Annotated in this window: 16 protein-coding genes; 3 read left to right on the forward strand and 13 right to left on the reverse strand. The window is 59.8% G+C overall.

Annotated features, from left to right (window positions below; translation table 11 throughout):
• Positions 1-158: 158 nt before the first annotated feature.
• Together J2S67_RS06230 and J2S67_RS06235 are read right to left on the reverse strand one after the other, a co-directional pair.
• Positions 159-1,064 carry an alpha/beta fold hydrolase gene (locus J2S67_RS06230; protein ID WP_070492334.1) on the reverse strand — a complete coding sequence of 302 codons (906 nt, stop codon included), beginning with the start codon at positions 1,062-1,064 and terminating at the stop codon, positions 159-161.
• A gap of 39 nt (positions 1,065-1,103) precedes the next feature.
• The gene (locus tag J2S67_RS06235; protein ID WP_310247307.1) at positions 1,104-3,500 is read right to left on the reverse strand and encodes a hypothetical protein; all 2,397 of its coding nucleotides are present in this window, start codon (positions 3,498-3,500) and stop codon (positions 1,104-1,106) included.
• A 511-nt stretch (positions 3,501-4,011) separates the two neighbouring features.
• On the opposite strand from J2S67_RS06235, the gene J2S67_RS06240 reads away from it, so the two are divergent.
• Both J2S67_RS06240 and J2S67_RS06245 read left to right on the forward strand, forming a co-directional pair.
• Positions 4,012-4,989 (forward strand): potassium channel beta subunit family protein, encoded by a 978-nt coding sequence (locus J2S67_RS06240; protein WP_310247310.1) that lies wholly within the window; start codon positions 4,012-4,014, stop codon positions 4,987-4,989.
• Between the two features lie 110 nt (positions 4,990-5,099).
• Entirely contained in the window at positions 5,100-6,770 is a 1,671-nt protein-coding gene (locus J2S67_RS06245) for an APC family permease (RefSeq protein ID WP_310247313.1), read from the forward strand.
• 63 nt (positions 6,771-6,833) lie between these two features.
• Here the strand turns inward: J2S67_RS06245 and J2S67_RS06250 are convergent, their stop codons facing one another.
• Positions 6,834-7,637, reverse strand: a complete 804-nt coding sequence (locus J2S67_RS06250) for a patatin-like phospholipase family protein (protein ID WP_035755469.1) — start codon at positions 7,635-7,637, stop codon at positions 6,834-6,836.
• Positions 7,638-7,926: 289 nt separating this feature from the next.
• Between J2S67_RS06250 and J2S67_RS06255 the strand changes: the two genes are divergently transcribed.
• Entirely contained in the window at positions 7,927-8,121 is a 195-nt protein-coding gene (locus tag J2S67_RS06255; protein WP_141739867.1) for a ZIP family metal transporter, read from the forward strand.
• 46 nt (positions 8,122-8,167) lie between these two features.
• Here J2S67_RS06255 and J2S67_RS06260 read toward each other — a convergent pair whose 3' ends face one another.
• From J2S67_RS06260 to J2S67_RS06305, 10 genes are all read right to left on the reverse strand, one after another.
• Positions 8,168-9,382: a multidrug effflux MFS transporter gene (locus J2S67_RS06260; protein ID WP_083289558.1), complete on the reverse strand. Its 1,215-nt coding sequence runs from the start codon at positions 9,380-9,382 to the stop codon at positions 8,168-8,170.
• A gap of 69 nt (positions 9,383-9,451) precedes the next feature.
• Positions 9,452-10,456, reverse strand: a complete 1,005-nt coding sequence (locus J2S67_RS06265; RefSeq protein WP_083285517.1) for a sensor histidine kinase — start codon at positions 10,454-10,456, stop codon at positions 9,452-9,454.
• Positions 10,453-11,175 carry a response regulator transcription factor gene (locus J2S67_RS06270; RefSeq protein WP_070492340.1) on the reverse strand — a complete coding sequence of 241 codons (723 nt, stop codon included), beginning with the start codon at positions 11,173-11,175 and terminating at the stop codon, positions 10,453-10,455. Before J2S67_RS06270 ends, J2S67_RS06265 begins: the two co-directional genes overlap by 4 nt.
• Before the next feature lie 75 nt (positions 11,176-11,250).
• Positions 11,251-11,748 (reverse strand): OmpA family protein, encoded by a 498-nt coding sequence (locus J2S67_RS06275; RefSeq protein WP_310247327.1) that lies wholly within the window; start codon positions 11,746-11,748, stop codon positions 11,251-11,253.
• Between the two features lie 44 nt (positions 11,749-11,792).
• On the reverse strand, positions 11,793-12,470 hold the full coding sequence (locus J2S67_RS06280; protein WP_310247330.1) for a hypothetical protein: 678 nt from the start codon (positions 12,468-12,470) through the stop codon (positions 11,793-11,795).
• A gap of 200 nt (positions 12,471-12,670) precedes the next feature.
• The gene (locus tag J2S67_RS06285) at positions 12,671-14,008 is read right to left on the reverse strand and encodes an NAD(P)/FAD-dependent oxidoreductase (protein WP_310247331.1); all 1,338 of its coding nucleotides are present in this window, start codon (positions 14,006-14,008) and stop codon (positions 12,671-12,673) included.
• Positions 14,008-14,352, reverse strand: coding sequence for a bifunctional 3-phenylpropionate/cinnamic acid dioxygenase ferredoxin subunit (locus J2S67_RS06290; RefSeq protein WP_070492347.1), 345 nt, complete (start codon positions 14,350-14,352; stop codon positions 14,008-14,010). The genes J2S67_RS06285 and J2S67_RS06290 overlap by 1 nt, the downstream gene beginning before the upstream one ends.
• Positions 14,353-14,491: 139 nt before the next feature.
• Positions 14,492-15,130 (reverse strand): ATP-binding cassette domain-containing protein, encoded by a 639-nt coding sequence (locus J2S67_RS06295; RefSeq protein ID WP_070507727.1) that lies wholly within the window; start codon positions 15,128-15,130, stop codon positions 14,492-14,494.
• Positions 15,131-15,138: 8 nt separating this feature from the next.
• On the reverse strand, positions 15,139-16,443 hold the full coding sequence (locus J2S67_RS06300) for an ABC transporter permease (protein ID WP_256174136.1): 1,305 nt from the start codon (positions 16,441-16,443) through the stop codon (positions 15,139-15,141).
• The gene (locus tag J2S67_RS06305; protein ID WP_070507729.1) at positions 16,440-17,807 is read right to left on the reverse strand and encodes an ABC transporter permease; all 1,368 of its coding nucleotides are present in this window, start codon (positions 17,805-17,807) and stop codon (positions 16,440-16,442) included. Before J2S67_RS06305 ends, J2S67_RS06300 begins: the two co-directional genes overlap by 4 nt.
• Between the last annotated feature and the right edge of the window lie 121 nt (positions 17,808-17,928).

Consider the following 17,928-nt stretch of genomic DNA (forward strand, 5'->3'; position numbering starts at 1 on the left):
CGTGTTCAATACTATACAACCTGTTTTCAAAATGAATATCAAGGTAAATTTTCAGATTCTCCATGGTTACGCCCAGATGATGATTGAACGCGCGAATTGTGGTAAGACCACATGGATTTTTCTACGCCGCTGTGCCTTCTCATCGGCAGGAATCGCTTCTACTCAGCGGCTTCCTGTATGAGTCGCGACAGGATCTGTATAACCACGTCGGGGCGGTCCGCATGCACCCAGTGTCCGGCTCCTTTGACCATGACCTTGCGCATGCCCGGGAACAGTTCCCGCATCAGCGCAGTATCCTCATCCGTGATGTATCCGGACTCCGAGCCACCAACCCACACAACGGGACCCTCATACGGGTGGTCCTCAGATGTGAGTGGGAAGTCACCGACCTTACTCAGCCAGCTGCGCAGGCTCGCTACGTTGGGCTGCCAGGACCATCCATTGCCATCACGCTGAAGGTTCTGCAACAGGAAAGCCCGCACCCCAGGCTCCTCGACCTCTGATGCCAATGCCGCATCGGCATCAGCGCGTTTCTCGATACGCGGAAGGTCTAGATCAAGCACGCTATCCAGCAAATGTTTGAAGGGTGCTTTGTTGGCTTCATAGTCCGCAGGGCGCGGCGATATATCGATGACCGCGAGCGCGCGCACAAAAGGCGTGCCATCTGCGGCGGAGGCCCTGCCGCCCGATTCGCCGCCGTCTGCCGCGCAGCTACCGTGACGCAGCGCGACCTTCATGGCGACCTTGCCGCCCATCGAGTGCCCCACAACCACGGCAGAGTCAACGTCGCGGGTTTTGAGGGTTGCGACCACCGAATCAGCCATCTGGTCGTAGGAAAAATCGTCAGTCCATTCGGCAGCGCCGTGGTTCGGCAGATCAACTAGATAGGACGTCGCAACCTCAGATAGAGCTCTCGCAATCGAGATGAAGTTACGGCCCCGCCCCATCAGACCGTGCAGGAACACGACCGGGACGGGCCCCTCCCCCACAACCTGGACCGGGAGGTTAGCGTCAGGCAGGTTGGTATCGGTTAACTTCGCATCGGGTGCTTCAGACTCAGCCATGATGCCACCCTAGCTAACACGGCTACTCGCCGGGCCCTATTAGAGCCCGCGGCGCATCACCATGAGGCCTACGCCGCCGAGCATCCCCAAACCGACCACAGCTACTACAACACCTGCAGTCTGGGTTCCACGGTGAACCCACGGGATACCCACGGCTTCTTCCGCATCCCATGCTTCGGCCTGCTCCTTGGTGCGCGGGGTCACCTTACCCAGCGGCCCTTGTGGGCGGTTTTGCTGGCCATGGTGTTCAACCCAGCCGAAGTCACTTGCAGCCGGAGGCTCGATGGGATTGCCGTGTTCGTCCAGAACAGGCGCTGGGCGTTCGCCATCACCAGCGGAGCCGTCACGAGACTCAGGGTTGCTTCCATCCCCGCCTTGGCTTCCAGGGAAGAACGGTTCGAAAATGCTTGGCACATCGGAGCCTGCTGGATCGTTGGGCGATCCTGGAACGATGGTGCCTTCCCCTGCACCCTGGTCAGTGCCCCGTTCGCCAGGCCGTTCACCTGGAAGAGGAGCCTCACCACTTGGCTGTGCATCCCCTGCACCGCCGCCGTTCTCCGTAGAGTCCTCCGGCGTTTGATCTTCCTGAGACGGTGCAGGAGCTTCCGATGGCTGTGGAGCCTCCGGTTCTCCAGGAGAAACATCTGCCGGACCCGGGGCGGCCGATGGTGCCGGCGCGACTGGTGGCGCCAATGGGACAGCTGGCAGAGGATCCAGTGGCCGGCCTGGCGCAGTTTCAGGCAATGGCATAGGAGCCGGTTCGGCCGGGAACCCTGGTGCTAGCGGAATCTGAATCTGTGGTGCAGACGGAACACGGCCCAGGGGTGCGGACGGGCGGTTACCCAGAGGCGCAGACGGGCGGTGGCCCTGCTGCACGTTTGGACGGTTGCCCAGAGGCGCCGAAGGGCGGTGGCCTTGCGGCACTGAAGGGCGGGCACCCCACGGGCCGGAGGAATGCGGAGGATCAAACAGTCCTGGCCTGAACCATTCAGGTACGTCCAGCAGATCTGGCGAGAGCCGTGGCGGCCGCTGGAAACCACCTGGCGAGAAAGGCGGCGGCGGATCGATCGGCCGCATTTCCGTCTCATCCACTGGCTCGTTTGCGTCCGATTCTTCCGGGAACGGGTCAGTTGGTGCTGGGAATGGTTCTGGTTCAGCTGGAGCTTCCTCGCCCGGTGCAGGCTCAGATGGAGCTTCCTCAGTTGGGTCTGCTTCGCTTGGAGCTGGCTCGGATGGAGCCGTTTCTTCGCTTGGCTCGTCCTCGGATGGCGCTGGCTCAGCGGACTCAGACGTTGCAGGCTCGGTCGGCTCGGGGGTAGGCGCAACCTCGTCTGGCGTTTCCTCGGTTGTTTCTGCCTCGCCTGGTGCTTCCTCGGCCGTCTCAGGCTCGCTTGGAGCGAGTTCTTCGCCTGGCTCGTTCTCTCCCGGTGCTGCCTCACCTGGTTCAGGTACGCCAGATGGTTCAGCGATCGGGGCAGGCTCTTCCGCTGGCTGTTCAGGAGCAGGGAGTGTGAAATCTACCGTGTAGGAGCCATATGCGCCCCACGCAACGTTGGTCAACCCTGGGTTAGGGAGATCGTACTGCGGCAAGAGTGCTGGGCTAGACCACGTCAAGTTGGTGTTCTCTGCCTGCCCAACAAAAACCATCGAGTACTTGAAGTTGACGTGCTTGCGGCGCTCTTTGACCTTGCAGATGGAGTTACCCAACGCGCTCGTGAAGCAACCGTCATTGGCGCTCTCTGCGATCTCACCGATAAGTTTGTCTTCGGACGGCTTCTTATTAAACGTGCCGTTGAATGCCAAAACGTATTGCCCCTGGTCGTCAGTCCAGGTCATCTTGGTTTCAGCGAGGCCAGATTTGCCCGTGATCTCTTCATACTGCTTGAGCAGACGCACCTGCTCAGCTAGCGCGGCCTCGCGCCCAACACCAGGGTTGCGTAGCATGAAGCGGTCCATGCCCTTGGCAACCCAGTCATTGACATAGGCGCCAACCACCGTGACGCCGGCAGCAGGTGCCGCGTCCTGTTCAGAGACATCCCCTGAAGCCGGTTGAGTCACAACGCCCCTGAAGGTTCCTTGCACACGCTTATCAAACCTGCGCAACTGAACCCACTCGGTTGGCATGGAAGCCACCTGCTCAGACCAGTCTGCGTTATTAAACAACTGAGCAATGTAGGCAGAGTTTTCATCCAACCCGTCAAGCGGGATGGGGGTCAGCGCCGGCTTGACCGCTGGCTTAGCTGCAGACTGATATGCAGGAGCGACACCTGCCCTATCTGCACCCATTCCAGGAGCAGCATGTGCCGATTCGGAGCCGAAAGCCGGAGCAAAAGCCATGCCGGCAGCCAAAGCGAAAGCTGCAGACCCAACGGTGAACCGCTTGATGCGGCCAGCCGCCTTCCCCTCGCGCTGTAATTTAGTACCAGTCGCTTGCACACGGAGTTCTTCCTGGCCCGAATGCGAGCAAGGTCCTAGGGGCAACAACGGATGACTTTCACGCATACCCTTACCTCCTCGCCTCAGTCATTGGTGCGCAGACCAGTGTCACACATAGATCCTCTGTCAGTCATGAATCTTCGCGGTTTCGAGCACCACGAACCACACAGATCTCACACAGAGTTTCGCTTGGTAGTCAGGTTCTTCAGGCGCGCTTCGTTCATTTCTCTACAAGATTGCGTAGCGGCGCCTGAACTCGAACTGTGAAGTAACACCAGGCCTACTTCTATTGTACCGCGTCTATGGGGTCAAAAATAATTCGTCACAACACTGAGTTATTCGCATATCCGCATAATTAGCCACCATTGCCCCACAGATCGAATGTAAATGAGACATCATCCCGTAGGGGCGTATGTTTACTATGCATTTACGTACATATACGGCCATACAGTAGTTCTATAGCGGAGTCTGTGGGGGCATATATTTTCTCTGCTAAGAGTAGGCTTAAAACATGAGCGAGAACAGTATGGAATACAACCGTCTTGGACGTGCAGGCCTCAAAGTTTCCGAGCTTTCCTTCGGCTCATGGGTCACTTTCGGAGACACCATCGACACCGGGCTTGCTAAGGAATGCATGCAGGCAGCCGCCGATGCCGGCGTCAACTTCTTCGATAACGCTGAAGTGTATGCGGGCGGAAAGTCCGAAGAGATCATGGGGCAGGCCATCGAAGAACTTGGCTGGAGGCGCTCCGAGTACATCATCTCCACCAAACTGTTCTGGGGAATCTCAGATGGCAAGGTCAATCTGACCAACACCCTGAACCGCAAGTACCTCATGCAGGGCATCGACGGCTCACTCGAACGCCTAGGGCTGGACTTCGTGGACCTCATCTATTGCCACCGGCCCGACCCGGAAACCAAGATTGAGGAAACCGTGTGGGCAATGAGCGACATCGTCGCTAGCGGCAAGGCACTGTATTGGGGCACATCGGAATGGTCAGCCGATGAGATTCGCGCGGCCTACGAGATCGCCGAACGCCACCATCTGCATAAGCCCTACATGGAGCAGCCCCAGTACAACCTCTTGGAACGTACCAAGGTCGAGAAAGAATACGCGCGCCTATATAAGGACATTGGCCTGGGCCTGACCACGTGGTCACCGTTGGCTGGCGGCATCCTGACTGGTAAATACCTAAACGACATCCCGGAAGGCTCCCGCGCCGCTGGCCGGTATGGGAAGATCCTCGAATCCGCTATCGCAGATGAGACGCAGAAGGATCGAGTGCGCAAACTCGTTGAGATGGCCGCGCAGCTCGATGTGACTCCCGCTCAGCTCTCGCTGGCATGGCTTTTGAAGAACCCGAACGTCTCCACAGTCATCACCGGCGCAACCTCGCTTGCTCAGCTCAACGAAAACCTCGGAGCGCTCGATGCGAAAGCCGCCCTCACCGAGGAGGCTAAAGCGGAACTCGACCAGATTTTCGCCTAGCCGCGTTGTCCGGTAACTCGCAAACCCTGCCCAACTCCTGTAGGGTGAATCACATTTTCATAAGAGAATGATGTCAACGCATGCTTTCAACGCATGTCTGAGGATTTGAGATGAGTACCGAAACTCACGGTGGCGCTGCCACCGCGGCGAGTGCAAATGCCCCGCAAGAAGGCGAACTTAAAAAGACGCAGAAACCTGCTTGGGTTTTCGCGGTAGCTGTTGGTTCCGCAGTTGGTTGGGGCGCGTTCGTGCTCCCCGTCGATTGGCTCCATCAAGGTGGTGTGGTCGGCGCGGCACTCGGTATGGCTATCGGCGGTAGCCTTATCGCGCTCATTGCGTTGAGCTACGGCATCGTTATCAAGGCCCTGCCTGTCACAGGTGGCGAGGTCGCTTATGCCCTGGTTGCTTTCGGACGGCGTCACGCGTTCATTGTCGGCTGGTTCCTCACCCTCGGTTACCTCTGTATCGTTGCGCTGAACGCCTCTGCGATGGCGCTTGTCGCCAGGCGTCTAGCGCCCGGGATCATGGAGCAAGTCCACTTGTGGACTATCGCAGGGTTCAACGTGTATCTGCCTGAGGTCATCTTCGCGTCCGCGTGCCTCATCCTGTTTGGCTGGCTCAACATTCGTGGTGCGGCTTTCGGTGGCCGTGTTCAGTTCGTCGCGGTTGTCGTGATGCTGATTGCTGTTGTGCTCATCGTGATCGGTGTAGTCGCTATGGCTGGCCGCAACGAACTCAGTTTCGGCCCGGCTTTCCCAACGGATGTTCCACCTATGGCCGCGATCATCACGCTCGTTGCGATCGCCCCATGGGCGTTCATCGGTTTCGATAACGTCCCGCAGGTTGCAGGTGAGTTCAACTTCTCGCCACGTAAGGCCTTGGGCCTCATTCTGTTCGCGATCTTCGCAGCAGTTGCGATCTACGTCCTCATGATCATGGCGGTATCGCTCTCTGCCGGCCCGGGCATCGAAAATATCGGTGACGACACGTGGGCACCTGCCGATGTGATCGCCGGCGTCCTCGGCCAGTTCGGCGTGGTCCTGCTGGTCATCGGCGTCTCGATGGGCATCTTCACCGGCCTCAACGGCTTCACGATGTCCGCATCCCGTGTAGTGCTTGCCCTCGGACGGGCACGCATGTTGCCGGAAGCTACCGCGAAAATCAGCCCGCGCTTCCACACGCCGCACGTTGCGCTCATCGTGGTGGTTGCACTGTGCCTGATCACCCCGTGGTTCGGGCGTGCCGCGCTCAGCTGGGTGGTGGACATGAGCTCGGTGGGTGTCACCATCGCGTACTTCTATACGTGCTTGTGCGCGTTCAAGGTCATGCACCGCGACCGTTCCCTCATGCGTGCTGCTGGGGAGCGCGTACCGTTTTTGATTACGCTTTCCGGCCCGGTCGCGCTACTGGGTGCCGCGATTTCTGTGCTGTTCCTCTTGTTGCTGTTCTTGCCGTTCTCCCCTGGCGCGCTCAGCACGCCATCGCTCATTGCGCTGATCGTGTGGCTTGTTCTGGGTGTCGGGTTCTTCCTGGTCCGCCGGCCACGCTTCGAAGCCCTCACGGAAGAAGAAACCCGCGAGGTCATGCTGGGTGAACACCAGGACGTCTACCTGGACCAGGACCACATTGACGAAGAGGTAGAGCGCATCACCGGCGCAATCCCGATTGTGCCGATGCCTGGAGCCGACACCTCCAACATGGCACCGCACACTGCAGCGGCTGCCGAGACGCTGGCCGAGCAAGAACCGGATGACCCAGACCCTGCCAAGCCGATGAAGTAGCCGATGCATTAGCCTGCCACACACTACAACGTGGCAGGCTAATGCATGTGTCAACCTGTGGGACTATGGCGCGGGCTTAGAGACGAGCGCTTTCAGTTGTTCGGCTAGTTCCCGTGTTGCTTTCTCCCCCGCTTCAGCGGCACGCTGGAACTTGTTGAACGAGGTGAAGCCCACATCGTCCATTTGCGGGTCAATCAGCACATCCGGAGGGAACAGAGACAACCGAACTTTGATCAGTTGCGCCTGCATGATCTCGATGCCGCGCACCGCCTCCTTGAATGTGCCATTGATGAACCTGCCGGTCGGTACAGGCTGAGATTCCTTAGTCATATCGACCGCTTCCAGTGCGGTCGCATTCACCGCGACCACGTTCTTGGCGCCGAAGAAATGCGCCGCATCCACCGGAAGCTGGTTCAGCATCCCGCCATCCATCAACAGGTCACTACCGACCCGGACCGGCTCCAAGACCCCAGGGAACGCGGCCGAAGCGTGCACTGCAGCAAGCAGGTTCCCCGAATGCAGATAACGGGTGGTTCCGCTAGCGACATCCGTGGCCACAACAACCAGTGGAGTCTCGAGCTCCTCGAAGGTTTCGGGCAAATACTGGCCTAAGAAAGACCGCAGACGCTTAGTTGAGAGCACGCGGCCGCTGAGACCCCAGTTCAACACCTTCCACCAGTCCACGCTCTCACTGATCTCGCGGATCTTCGCCGCATCATGACCAGCGGCGATCAACGCGCCGATGATCCCGCCCATGCTCGTCCCGGCGATCACCTCCGGGCGCACTTCGAGCTGCTCCAGCTCATGCCACACCCCCACATGGCACAAACCTCGGGCACCACCGCCACCCAACGCTAAACCAAGCACACAAACCTCCAACAATCCTCGCTGTACACGAGACACGTTGCCGCACCGACAGCGACACATCTTCTTCTACAGTTCCGTATCAACACCAAAAACGCCAGCACCAATGAGAAATGCGACGCCGCCCCGCTGTGAACATGCGAAACTACACATATGCTGACCGCCACCATCTGGGGAATCATCGCCGCATCCTCGCTCACGATCGGCGCGGTCCTAGGGCTCGTCACCCCCCCTGGCCGCCGCGACTCATCGGCGTAAACAAGGCACCGGCAACGCAGGAATGGTGCTCGTCATGGGTGCCATCCTCGACGGCATTCCGGAACAAACCGTACTCGGTGTAGGAATGGGAGCCGGCAACGACGTCAGCATCGCATTGCTGATCGCGATCTGCCTAGCCAACATCCCCGAATCCGTCGGTTCAGCCTCCGACATGAAAACAGCCGGCGTCCCCACCCGACGAATCATGGGCAACTGCGTTGCGACCTAACTAAACTGCCGCCCAAGCTAGGTTCCCGACTTCTCGGCAAGGCCCCTCACGCATCGGGGTGGGTCCGCCGCACCCCCATCAACGCAACAAGCAACACGCACGAGGCCGTGACCATCGTGAGCGCCATCGGCAGTGCCGTAGCGCCATCACCGATGCCGGTCAACGGCGCGACCACCGCCGCCAGACCGAACTGAGCCGCACCCAACATCGCAGACCCCGCACCCGTGCGACCCGCTGAGGCTTCAAGCGAGAGCGCCACCAGATTCGGTAGCAAGAAACCGTTGCAACACACCACTACCGCGAAACCCGCCATGAGCGGCCACGCCGCCGCCTCGAGCAGCGTTACCGAAATGACGATCCACGCGACACCAGCCGCCTGTGTGCACCCCACGATAGTGACCCAGCGGCGCGCCGGAATCCGGTCAATAATCCGCGGATTCACGGCACTCGCCAACACCAGCGTGAGCGAGTTGAACGTGAACATGAGCGCATATTCACGCTCGCTAAACCCGTTCATGCGGATCATGATGAACGAACTAGCGGAAATATAGGCGAACATCACGGCAAAACCCGCAACGAACATGAGGGTCGGGAACACATAGGAGCCACGGGTCAGAAGCTCCCCCATGTTCGCAAACGCCTTCGCGATCCCTCCGGTATGCCGGTCCTCGCTACGTAGCGTTTCCGGGACAGCCCACCACACGCCTAGCGCAGCGAGCGCGAAAACACACGCCAACATCACGAACACTGCACGCCAGGACAACCACGGGATTAACACCCCACCCACCGCGGGCGCGATCACCGGTGCGATCGACTGAATCGCCATGATCGTGGACAACGCCTTCGCGATCCCCTTACCGCGCCCCACATCAGCGATGATCGCTTTCGAAAGCACCACCCCAGCAGCACCGCATACGCCTTGGAAGCATCGCGCGATAATCAGCACCACGATGCTTGGAGCCAGTGCCGAAACCAGAGAAGCAATCCCTGAGCCCACCAGGCCGAGCAGGAGCAACGTGCGCCGGCCACGCTGATCAGACAACGGCCCAATCACAAGCTGGCCTAGACCCATCGTGATCAGAAAGCCCGTGAGCGACAGCTGCGTCACTGACGCGCTCGCACCGAACTCGCGTGCAATCTGATCCAGACCGGGAACGTACGCATCGATCGCAAACGGCGCGAGCCCGCCGCACAACGCCAACACCGCAATCATGCGGCGCGGCAACAGGCGCGGGCGGCTCACAGAAGGTTCCTGACTCATCGGTGTCCATGCTACGACGCGGCGCAGCAGCGTAACGGCACAGCGGTGTAACGGTTCAGCGCCGGCGTGCTAAGCGACAGGTAGTCGCAACGTGACTTTAGAGCCCTGGCCGTGCCAAGACTCCAACGATGTGGATCCTCCGTGGCGTTCGATGATCGCCCGGACCATTGGCAGGCCTAAGCCGCTCCCCTCGGTTCCGCGCACCTCACGTGAGCGGCCAAGTTCCTCCCACACGGTCTCCAGCTCGTCCGCAGCGATACCGCGGCCCGTATCCGCGCAGTCGATATACACCGAACCGTCCGCTTCACGGCCGTGCATTTCGATGCGGGCGCCAGGGTCCGAATACTTCACGGCGTTACTGAGCACATTAGAAATGGCGAGGAACAGCAAGTCTGAGTCCCCTTGAATACGCGGCAACGGCCTCGGGGCGCGCGGGAGTGCGACCTCGATGTGGCGTTCGCGAGCACCCGGGATCTCCAACACGGTCTGGACAGCTTCTTCCACCAGCTCCGTCAAGTCCACGCTGCTCAGCTCAAGCTCGGCGTGCTCGACCTCGCTGATCTTACGCAGATCACTCAACAAGCTAGAGAGCCGCTGAGCCTGCGCACCAATGTTGTCCAGCTGCCGTTGCGAGGGCTCGTCCGCGAGAGCCGCACGGATCCCTTGAATAGGGTTCTTTAGTTCGTGATCCAGCCGCGCCATGAGCCGTTGCCTACGCTGCGTCTGCTCCTCGCGTTCGCGGCGAACCGCGCGCACCTCGCTGCGGCGCAACCAGGCCACGGCAAGCCAGCCGATCAGGAAAACAACGGTCACGGTGACGCCCAGAATCAACGGAACCCACGCCAACGTGGTTGCGACCGTTAAGACTTTCTTGCTGTCCACCGACGCCCAGATCAGGCTCGCCACCAGGCCCACCAGCACCGGCGCGAACACTACAACCAGCGTCCAGTTCAGTTTCCCGCGGCGACGCTGCGCGGGCTGAGAGTCCGGTGAGGACGGTCTGGAACGTTGACGCTGTACAGCTTTGGGCGCAGACGGGGACTCAGGCGCAGGTGGGTACGCTGGCTGGTTCATGCGCGCTCCACCTCAGCCACAAAACGGTACCCTTCACCGGAGACCGTTTCGATCATCGACTGCCCCGGAGCTACATCACCGAGAACCTTGCGGATCTCAGCCACGCGATGGTCCACGGCCCGCGTGGTCACGATCGCTTCGAAACCCCACACAGTTTCGAGTAGGCGTTGACGCGAGAACACCTCATCCGGGTGGCTCATCAAAAACTCGAGCAACGCGAACGCGCGCGGGGTCAGGGACTTCTCGCGGCCATCAACGAAGATGCGGCGTGCCGGTCGATCCAGCTTCAACGGGCCGGCAACCAGAGATTCAGCTGCACTGAGTGGGGCGCCGCCTTGCCCGCTGCGGCGTAGCACGGCACGGATCCGAGCCATCAGCTCGACCGGGTCGAACGGCTTGGTCAGGTAGTCGTCGGCGCCGTCATCAAGGGCAGCTGCGCGTTCGAAGGATTCGCCGACCTCGGTCAACAGAATCACTGGCAACCATTCGTCATCGGCCCTGATGCGCCGCAAAACTTCACGGCCATCAACCCGCGGCATCAGAACATCGAGGATGACCAGGCTCGGGCGGCGGTGCTCAATCTTACGGAGCGCGTCAGCCCCGTCCACAGCGACATCCACGTCCAAGCCGTTCCGGCTCAAAACGGGAGCCAAGTGTTCCCTGATGGTGGCATCATCATCAACTAACAAGATCTGTGGACGAGGCGACACGCCGCCCATAAAGTTCCTACCCTTCACAACAGCCAAGCGGGCCCACCACGCGGTACACACCACGCGATGAACCCAGCCTAGCCGCTAATAGCGGATCTCGACCCGCCGGTTCTTCTCACGGCCCTCGAAGTTCGGCTTCGACTTGGTGCCGTTACTTGCGACCGGTTTGGTGTCCGCGAAGCCTTTCGCCTCAACCTTGAGGTCCTTGCGTGCGGCCTTGATCGCATCGGCAACAGACTTGGCGCGTAGCTCAGAGAGCTTCTTGTTCCCGACCTTAGACGGCACGTTATCCGTGTGGCCGCCCACCGCGATCTTCGCATTCTTCGGCACGTCCTTGACAAGCTCACCGATGCGGTTCTTCGCGTTATCCGAAAGCTTGTGGGCGTCGATCTTGAAGAGGATGTCAGAAGACAAGCTCACAATGTCCTTGCCGTCTTCCTTCCGCTCAGTTTCAAGCTTCTTGATGCCCATATCCATCTTCTCGATCTTGGGATCGATGGGCTTGATCGATTTCGCTATTTCTTTATCGCTGAGCTTTTCGTGCTTATTGTCATCGGCGAGCGCCGGCTGTGCTCCCGCCACCAGGGCGAGTGTCACCAGCGAAGCCGCTATTCCTGTTACGCGCCTCAATCGATCTCAACCCCCTGAGCCATCTCCGTGTTGTTCCACATGTTGAAGTCCATGGTGTGCACGTCCTCAGGCGGAGCCGCGAACACGGACGTCGAATATACGCGCTTGCCCGGAGTCAGGTGCACACCCTGGTTGGTTACCGCGCCGGAGTTCAACCGCTCATGCTTGTTGAGATTCGTTTGGTCGATCGCATACTCGAACACATTATGCTGATTCCCCGCGACCTTCCACAGATTGAACCCACCATCGTCTTGCGCCGTTGTGTGGAGCGTGTAGCCGTAGACGACCTTGACGAACTTACCTTCGCGCTTAGCCTCGAGCATGTCGATGGTCAGTTTGGCGTCCTTATCCCCTTCCACGGTCACGCCTGTGGTGACTGAGAGGATCGGTTCTCGATTGTCTTGCTGCCCATCCGGGTTACCCTCGCCGGAGTCGTTGCCCTGTTCGGCGCCGTTGTCTGATGCGTTCGTGTTGTTCGAGGTGGAGTCACCAGAGGTGGTGTGGGCTTGCTCCTCCGAGTTCGTGTTCTCACCTTGAGGGCTCTGCTGCGCAGAAGCCTGGTTCGCGCTCTGGTCCTGACCCTCATCGCTCACACCCACCGAGCAGCCTGCCAAACCAATGGACGAAGCGAGCGCCAGGCCCAGAACCATCTTGCTTGCAGTTGACTTGTTCATGGCTAAACCTTTCGCCTCTATAGAACCTGCACGGAAAGCTGTGTGCCTCCGTCTTGTTTACAACGCTACGGCGAAGGACCCTTCAACCTATCGCAGATCTGTCGCCAACAACCCGGATCTTGTACCGAATTAGCGACAACGACGCAAAACTTCAGAATTCGTTTACTTGAGGATCGTTTGAGTCAGGTGTGGGGCGTCCCCTACGTTTTCAGAGGTGGGCGGGCAAGTTTCCGGAGCGGAACAGACGGATCGGCCAGCGCATCGGGCGGTACAACAAGCCCTTGATCAATGATCCGGCGAGCCGCACGCACCGTGACCCCGCCATCGACCGCTGCGCAACCAGCCATGGTCCCGTCCGAGTTGAGGAGGAACGTCGCCTGCGGAGACCCGTCCTCGTTGAAACGGTGAACAAACTGGGTTTCGCTCTCACGCCCGGCGACCAGCGAACCCACGCCTTCGACGTGAACCCCGTGGCGGTCCGACCAGAACCACGCGGCTGCGTGCACGGATTCGGCCGGGCTAGGCTCTTGCCCCAGGATCGCGGCGGCGGCTCTCGATCCGCTGTTCATCGCGTTCTCCCAATGCTCCGCGCGCGGCAACAGTTCACCCTCAGGGGTGCGGATGCGCGCGGCATCCCCCACCGCGAAGATCGCGGGGTTCGAGGTGCGTTGGCACTCATCGACGAGCACGCCGTCGGTGACTTCCAAGCCGAGGCGTTCGGCGAGCGCGGTGTTCGGGGTGATCCCGATACCCACCAGAACCTGATCCGCCCTCACCTGCGTGCCATCTATGAGGGTCACAACGCGTTCGGGGCCATCCAGCTCGATACGAGCCGGAGCGTCATGGATGACGTCGATCCCCTTCCCGGCATGCATCGCGTGCAGATGCTCGGCCAACACCGCCCCAACAGCGGACAGCAGCGGAGGGTTCGCCGGTTCCACGAGCGTCACATCAGCGCCGAGTTCCAGCAGTGTCGATGCTATTTCCGCACCAATCAACCCCGCACCCACAATGACCACACGTGTGCCTGGGGTGATGCTTTCACGCAAGAGGTCAGCGTCCGTGCGGGTACGCAGCTGAAGGACCTCTTCCAACTCACCGCCAGGGACCGGGAGCTTGCGGGCGCTACCGCCGGTACCCAGAACCACACGGTCAGCGGTGAGAGTTTCGCCATTGTTCAGCCGGACGGTGATCTGCGAGTTGCCAGGTGAGGCGGCTGAGTGTGCAACCGCCCCGGCAGAGTCTTCAGCCGCTTCGGCGGAGAGCCCTAGCGCTTCAGCGGAGTCCTCTACCGCCACGGCTTCAGCTTCGATGAGCTTCACGCGGTTCTCGTCGAACCACTCTCGTGGCTCGAACTGGATCTGTTCCAGCGTCTGTGTGCCTAGCAGGTAGCCCTTCGACAGCGGCGGCCGGTCATACGGCAGGCCACCTGGCTCCACCATCGTGATCTCACCATCAAAGCCACGGGAGCGCAGCTGGCGCGCCACCGTGAAACCGGCGACACCACCGCCGATGATCGCAACAGAATTCACTGGCATCAGTCAGCGTCAATAGCAGGCACACCCGGGTACAGGACCACGGTGTCGCCCTCAACCTCGACCTTGTGCGTCCGGGCATCCACAGTGGCCGGCAGACACAACGCCTTACCGTTCTTGAGGCAGAACCTGGCCGCATGCGCCGGGCACTCGACCTCCGTGCCCTCGACCCAGCCGTCGGCGAGGCTCGCTACCTCGTGCGTGCACTCATCATTGAGGGCATAAAACGAGCCATCTTCGGCATGGAACACCGCGATGTCCTCGCCGGTTACGTTCTCATCCCCCGGAACCAGGAACGCCTCTCCCTCAGGGATCTCGCTGACAGGGATTTTGACGGTATCGCTCATAAGTGCCTCTCCTCTGTACTCGATGGACTCAAGTTTGGTGCGGTTCTCTATTCGGTGCGGCGGCGAACGATGCGGTAGCGGGCCACTCGGTGGTCGCTGCGGTGCCGGGCCACCGGCGACCCGGCACCGGCCTCCAGAGTTAGTTGCGGTGCTCCACGAGGTTGCGGCGTTCAAGACGCAACGTGACATCCGCAGCCTTCGCAAGCTGTTTGGAGTGAGTCACCACGATCACGCATTTATTTTGCTGATGCGCGGCATCACGCAGAATCTCGATCACACCTTCCGCGGTTTCTTCATCCAGGTTACCTGTCGGCTCATCAGCGAGGATCACAGGTGCAGAGGAAACCAGCGCTCGTCCGATCGCGACACGCTGTTGCTGCCCACCGGACAAAGCCAACACGTTCCGCTGAGCTGCGGCCGCATCGACCCCAAGGCGGGTCAGGTCCTCGACCGTGGCTTTCGAGTTCACCAACCGCAGGTTCTCAATAGGGGTGAGGTAGTCAATCAAGTTGTAGTTCTGGAACACCAACGCGATCTGGTCGCGCCGGTGACGTGTGTAGCCTGTGGTGGCGATGTCTGTGCCGTTGAAACGCACAACACCGTCAGTGGGCGCATCGAGACCTGCGAGCAGGCTCAGCATCGTTGTCTTACCCGCGCCGGAAGAGCCGACGATCGCATAGAACGTGCCGAGATCGAAGTCATAGGTGACCTTGTTGAGCACCCGCTGGGCGGTGCTGCCGTACGTGTAACCGACGTGGTCTAGTTGCATGATGGACATGATTTTTCCTAACTACGTTTTGAAAGAATGCGTTTGGGGCGTTGGGTGATGAGAGGCAGAACGCCTACCGAAACGCCGATCAGCACGATGACGAAACCCCACGCAAGCGCGGCAACCGTGCCGCTTGCACTGGCTGTGAGGTGGATTGAGGCCAGCGCGTCATCCCCCGCCTGAGCGATGATTGCCCGCCCGAGATAGCCGGACAGAACCGTCCCAGCTACGGTTGAGATGACTGCGGCGACGGCGGCGAAAATGCTTGCCTCAATCCCGAACTGTGAGAGCACATTGCCCTTCGATTTCCCGAGCGACAGCAAGATGCCTACCTCGTGGATGCGGCCCCGTGCCCAGAACGTACTCACGAGCGTGAGCACGCACGCACCCGCGATGCTCAAGCCCAGCAACAGGACCGCCAATAGTTTGTCCACTCCGGCGATCGCCTGGAGAACCGGGGCGAACTGCGCAGAATTGTCCTCCAATGTAAGGTCTGGCGCGGCCTGATGAGCCGCTTTGAGAGCTTCCGGGAGTTCCTGGGCGTTATGGGTGAAATACCGGCCGGTGGTCAGCGGTGCTCCGAGCTTCCGTGCTGAGGCGAGGTCCACGAACACCTGGTTCTCTGAAGCACCCGCCGGCAGCCCGCTTGGGTTTTCTGTTTTCCCGTCAAAGATCCCCGCAACCTTCACGGTGACTTTCGTTGTGCCTTGAGCGAGGGTGAGGGTGGATCCCGGCTTGAGATTGTTGAGCTGGGCGAACTCCCGGTGGATCAGCGCTTGCGATGTGCCCTCACCCACGTGCGTTCCCTCAACCAGCTGATACAGCTTGCCCTGAAACCCCGGGTTCAACTCCGAATCACTGACTCCAGTCGCAGTCACTGCGCTAGCGAATTCAGGGTCCAATTGGACCCCACGCCCACCAGCGACCGGTTTAGCACCCTCAAGTTGCGGCATCGTCACCGCTTCCACACTGTGCTTAGCGATCTGCGGCAAACCAGCCAAACGTTTGAGCACCGACTCATCGATACCGGCCTGCTGGGCAGGCGGTTGGGAAGGCGGCTGTGCAGGCGGCTGGCCAGTACCGTTACCAGTATCAGTGGCATTACCAGTATCAGGGTTAGTGCCGGGTACAGCGCCGGCGGTTGCAGTGAAGCCGGCGCCAACGTTGGTGCTGATCGCGTCCTTGACGTCCGCCATCGAGGACCGAACGCCGGACTGGGCGACGAGCGCGGTGAACACGACCGCCATGATGAGTGTCATGAGGATGCTGCGCCGCGGTTTGCGGATCACGCTGCGGATCGCTCGGGGCCAAGGACTGCTCATTTGGTGTCCACGAGGATCGCGCGTGGGCTTTTACGCAGCATCGGTAGCGAGGTAACCGCGACAACCACCGCGACCACAGCCACACAGATGATCACCGCTTGGATCACCGAAGCCGTCGAGAGTCCCACCGCGAGGCTGTCGAGTGTTTGAACGGAGGCGGAGGATTCCATGTCCGCACCGAACTGACCAGCTTGAGCCATCTCTTGTTCAGCGGACTTATTGACGCTCGCGAGCGTCGTGTTCCCCATCCATTGAGCGAAACTGTTCGCCGCGAAATAGGCGACGATGAACGCTGGAATAGCGATCAGGATGAGCTCTGCGAAATACTGGGCGGTGATGTTGGCTTTATTGACGCCGATGGCGAGCAAGGTCCCGGTTTCTTTCTTGCGTTCGTTGAGCCATAGGAACAACACGAGCGCTACAACGGCGGCGGCGAAGATCGTCGCACCCACCGTCGTGTTGTTCATGATGCTCGTGACACCGTCCACTGCCCCAGTGATACCAGCAAGGTATTGGGTGGAACGTGAAAGCTGGTAGTTGTTCCAGTCGATCCCCTGAGCTGCGGCGGCCTTGACGACGTCCTCGAAGTTGGCGTCCTTGGCCACAAAGAAGTTCGCGTCCTGATAAATCTCAGTCTGAGGTGTGAACTGATACAGCGTCCGCGTTGTATCCAAGTCAGTGAAAACCGTGTTGGCGTACAGTTCGCTACGCACCGCGACTGGACGGGTGTTCTTGCCGGATACGATGCCGACAACCTCAGTCTTCACTTCTTTGGTGGATTGTTGCTGGTTATCTACGTCGTATTTGTTGCCCTTCAACGTGAGCGTGCTACCAAGTTTGAGGTTGTTCGCTTTCGCGAGATCTTCATGGATCACGGACTTGTGTTTGTCTTCAGACGTCAAGTGCCTGCCCTCGACGAGCTTCAACGAACCACTACGGAACGCGTTAGCGATCTCAGATTCGTTGACGCCCCACACGTTCACGGCATTACCGAACTGGGCTTCGCGCTGCTGGTCATAGTCAGCGTGGTCAGGCTTGAGAACCTTCGCACCCACAAGATCAGCAGTGACGTTCTGGCGGGCGACATGGGAGACCACACCATCCAAGCTCGCAAGCTTTTCAATATCGGCAGGCTTCACGTTGCCCGCCCCACGCGGGGTACCCATGTTGTAGTGAGGGTTATTCTCCAACACGAAGCCACTACCGGTCTTCGCGTCAATCTCTTGTGCGACCTGGTCCGCGGAGCGGGTCACAGCGCCCGCGGACATCACCACGGTCCCCATCGCCGCGAGAACAGCAAGGATAATCACGGTCTTGACTGGTTTTCGGGCACAGTAGCGCCACGCTCTTCCTAGAAACGACACAGTTTCCCTTTCAAGGTGAAAATGGTTGGCGCGTCCATGGCGCTGATCGCAAGACTAACCGCGAGGCTACCCACAGTGGGATGCATAGTGGTGAGCGAAATCTGGTTCGCAGAATGCAGCG

The sequence above is a fragment of the Pseudoglutamicibacter albus genome, assembly GCF_031458175.1.
Taxonomy (GTDB): domain Bacteria; phylum Actinomycetota; class Actinomycetes; order Actinomycetales; family Micrococcaceae; genus Pseudoglutamicibacter; species Pseudoglutamicibacter albus.

Coding starts and splice junctions, on each gene's coding strand:
- J2S67_RS06230 (WP_070492334.1), bottom strand. CDS start 1,064: ATGGCTGAGTCTGAAGCACCCGATGCGAAGTTAACCGATACCAACCTG.
- J2S67_RS06270 (WP_070492340.1), bottom strand. CDS start 11,175: ATGGGCGGCGTGTCGCCTCGTCCACAGATCTTGTTAGTTGATGATGAT.
- J2S67_RS06255 (WP_141739867.1), top strand. CDS start 7,927: ATGGGTGCCATCCTCGACGGCATTCCGGAACAAACCGTACTCGGTGTA.
- J2S67_RS06285 (WP_310247331.1), bottom strand. CDS start 14,008: ATGCCAGTGAATTCTGTTGCGATCATCGGCGGTGGTGTCGCCGGTTTC.
- J2S67_RS06265 (WP_083285517.1), bottom strand. CDS start 10,456: ATGAACCAGCCAGCGTACCCACCTGCGCCTGAGTCCCCGTCTGCGCCC.
- J2S67_RS06290 (WP_070492347.1), bottom strand. CDS start 14,352: ATGAGCGATACCGTCAAAATCCCTGTCAGCGAGATCCCTGAGGGAGAG.
- J2S67_RS06300 (WP_256174136.1), bottom strand. CDS start 16,443: ATGAGCAGTCCTTGGCCCCGAGCGATCCGCAGCGTGATCCGCAAACCG.
- J2S67_RS06240 (WP_310247310.1), top strand. CDS start 4,012: ATGAGCGAGAACAGTATGGAATACAACCGTCTTGGACGTGCAGGCCTC.
- J2S67_RS06260 (WP_083289558.1), bottom strand. CDS start 9,382: ATGAGTCAGGAACCTTCTGTGAGCCGCCCGCGCCTGTTGCCGCGCCGC.
- J2S67_RS06245 (WP_310247313.1), top strand. CDS start 5,100: ATGAGTACCGAAACTCACGGTGGCGCTGCCACCGCGGCGAGTGCAAAT.
- J2S67_RS06295 (WP_070507727.1), bottom strand. CDS start 15,130: ATGTCCATCATGCAACTAGACCACGTCGGTTACACGTACGGCAGCACC.
- J2S67_RS06280 (WP_310247330.1), bottom strand. CDS start 12,470: ATGAACAAGTCAACTGCAAGCAAGATGGTTCTGGGCCTGGCGCTCGCT.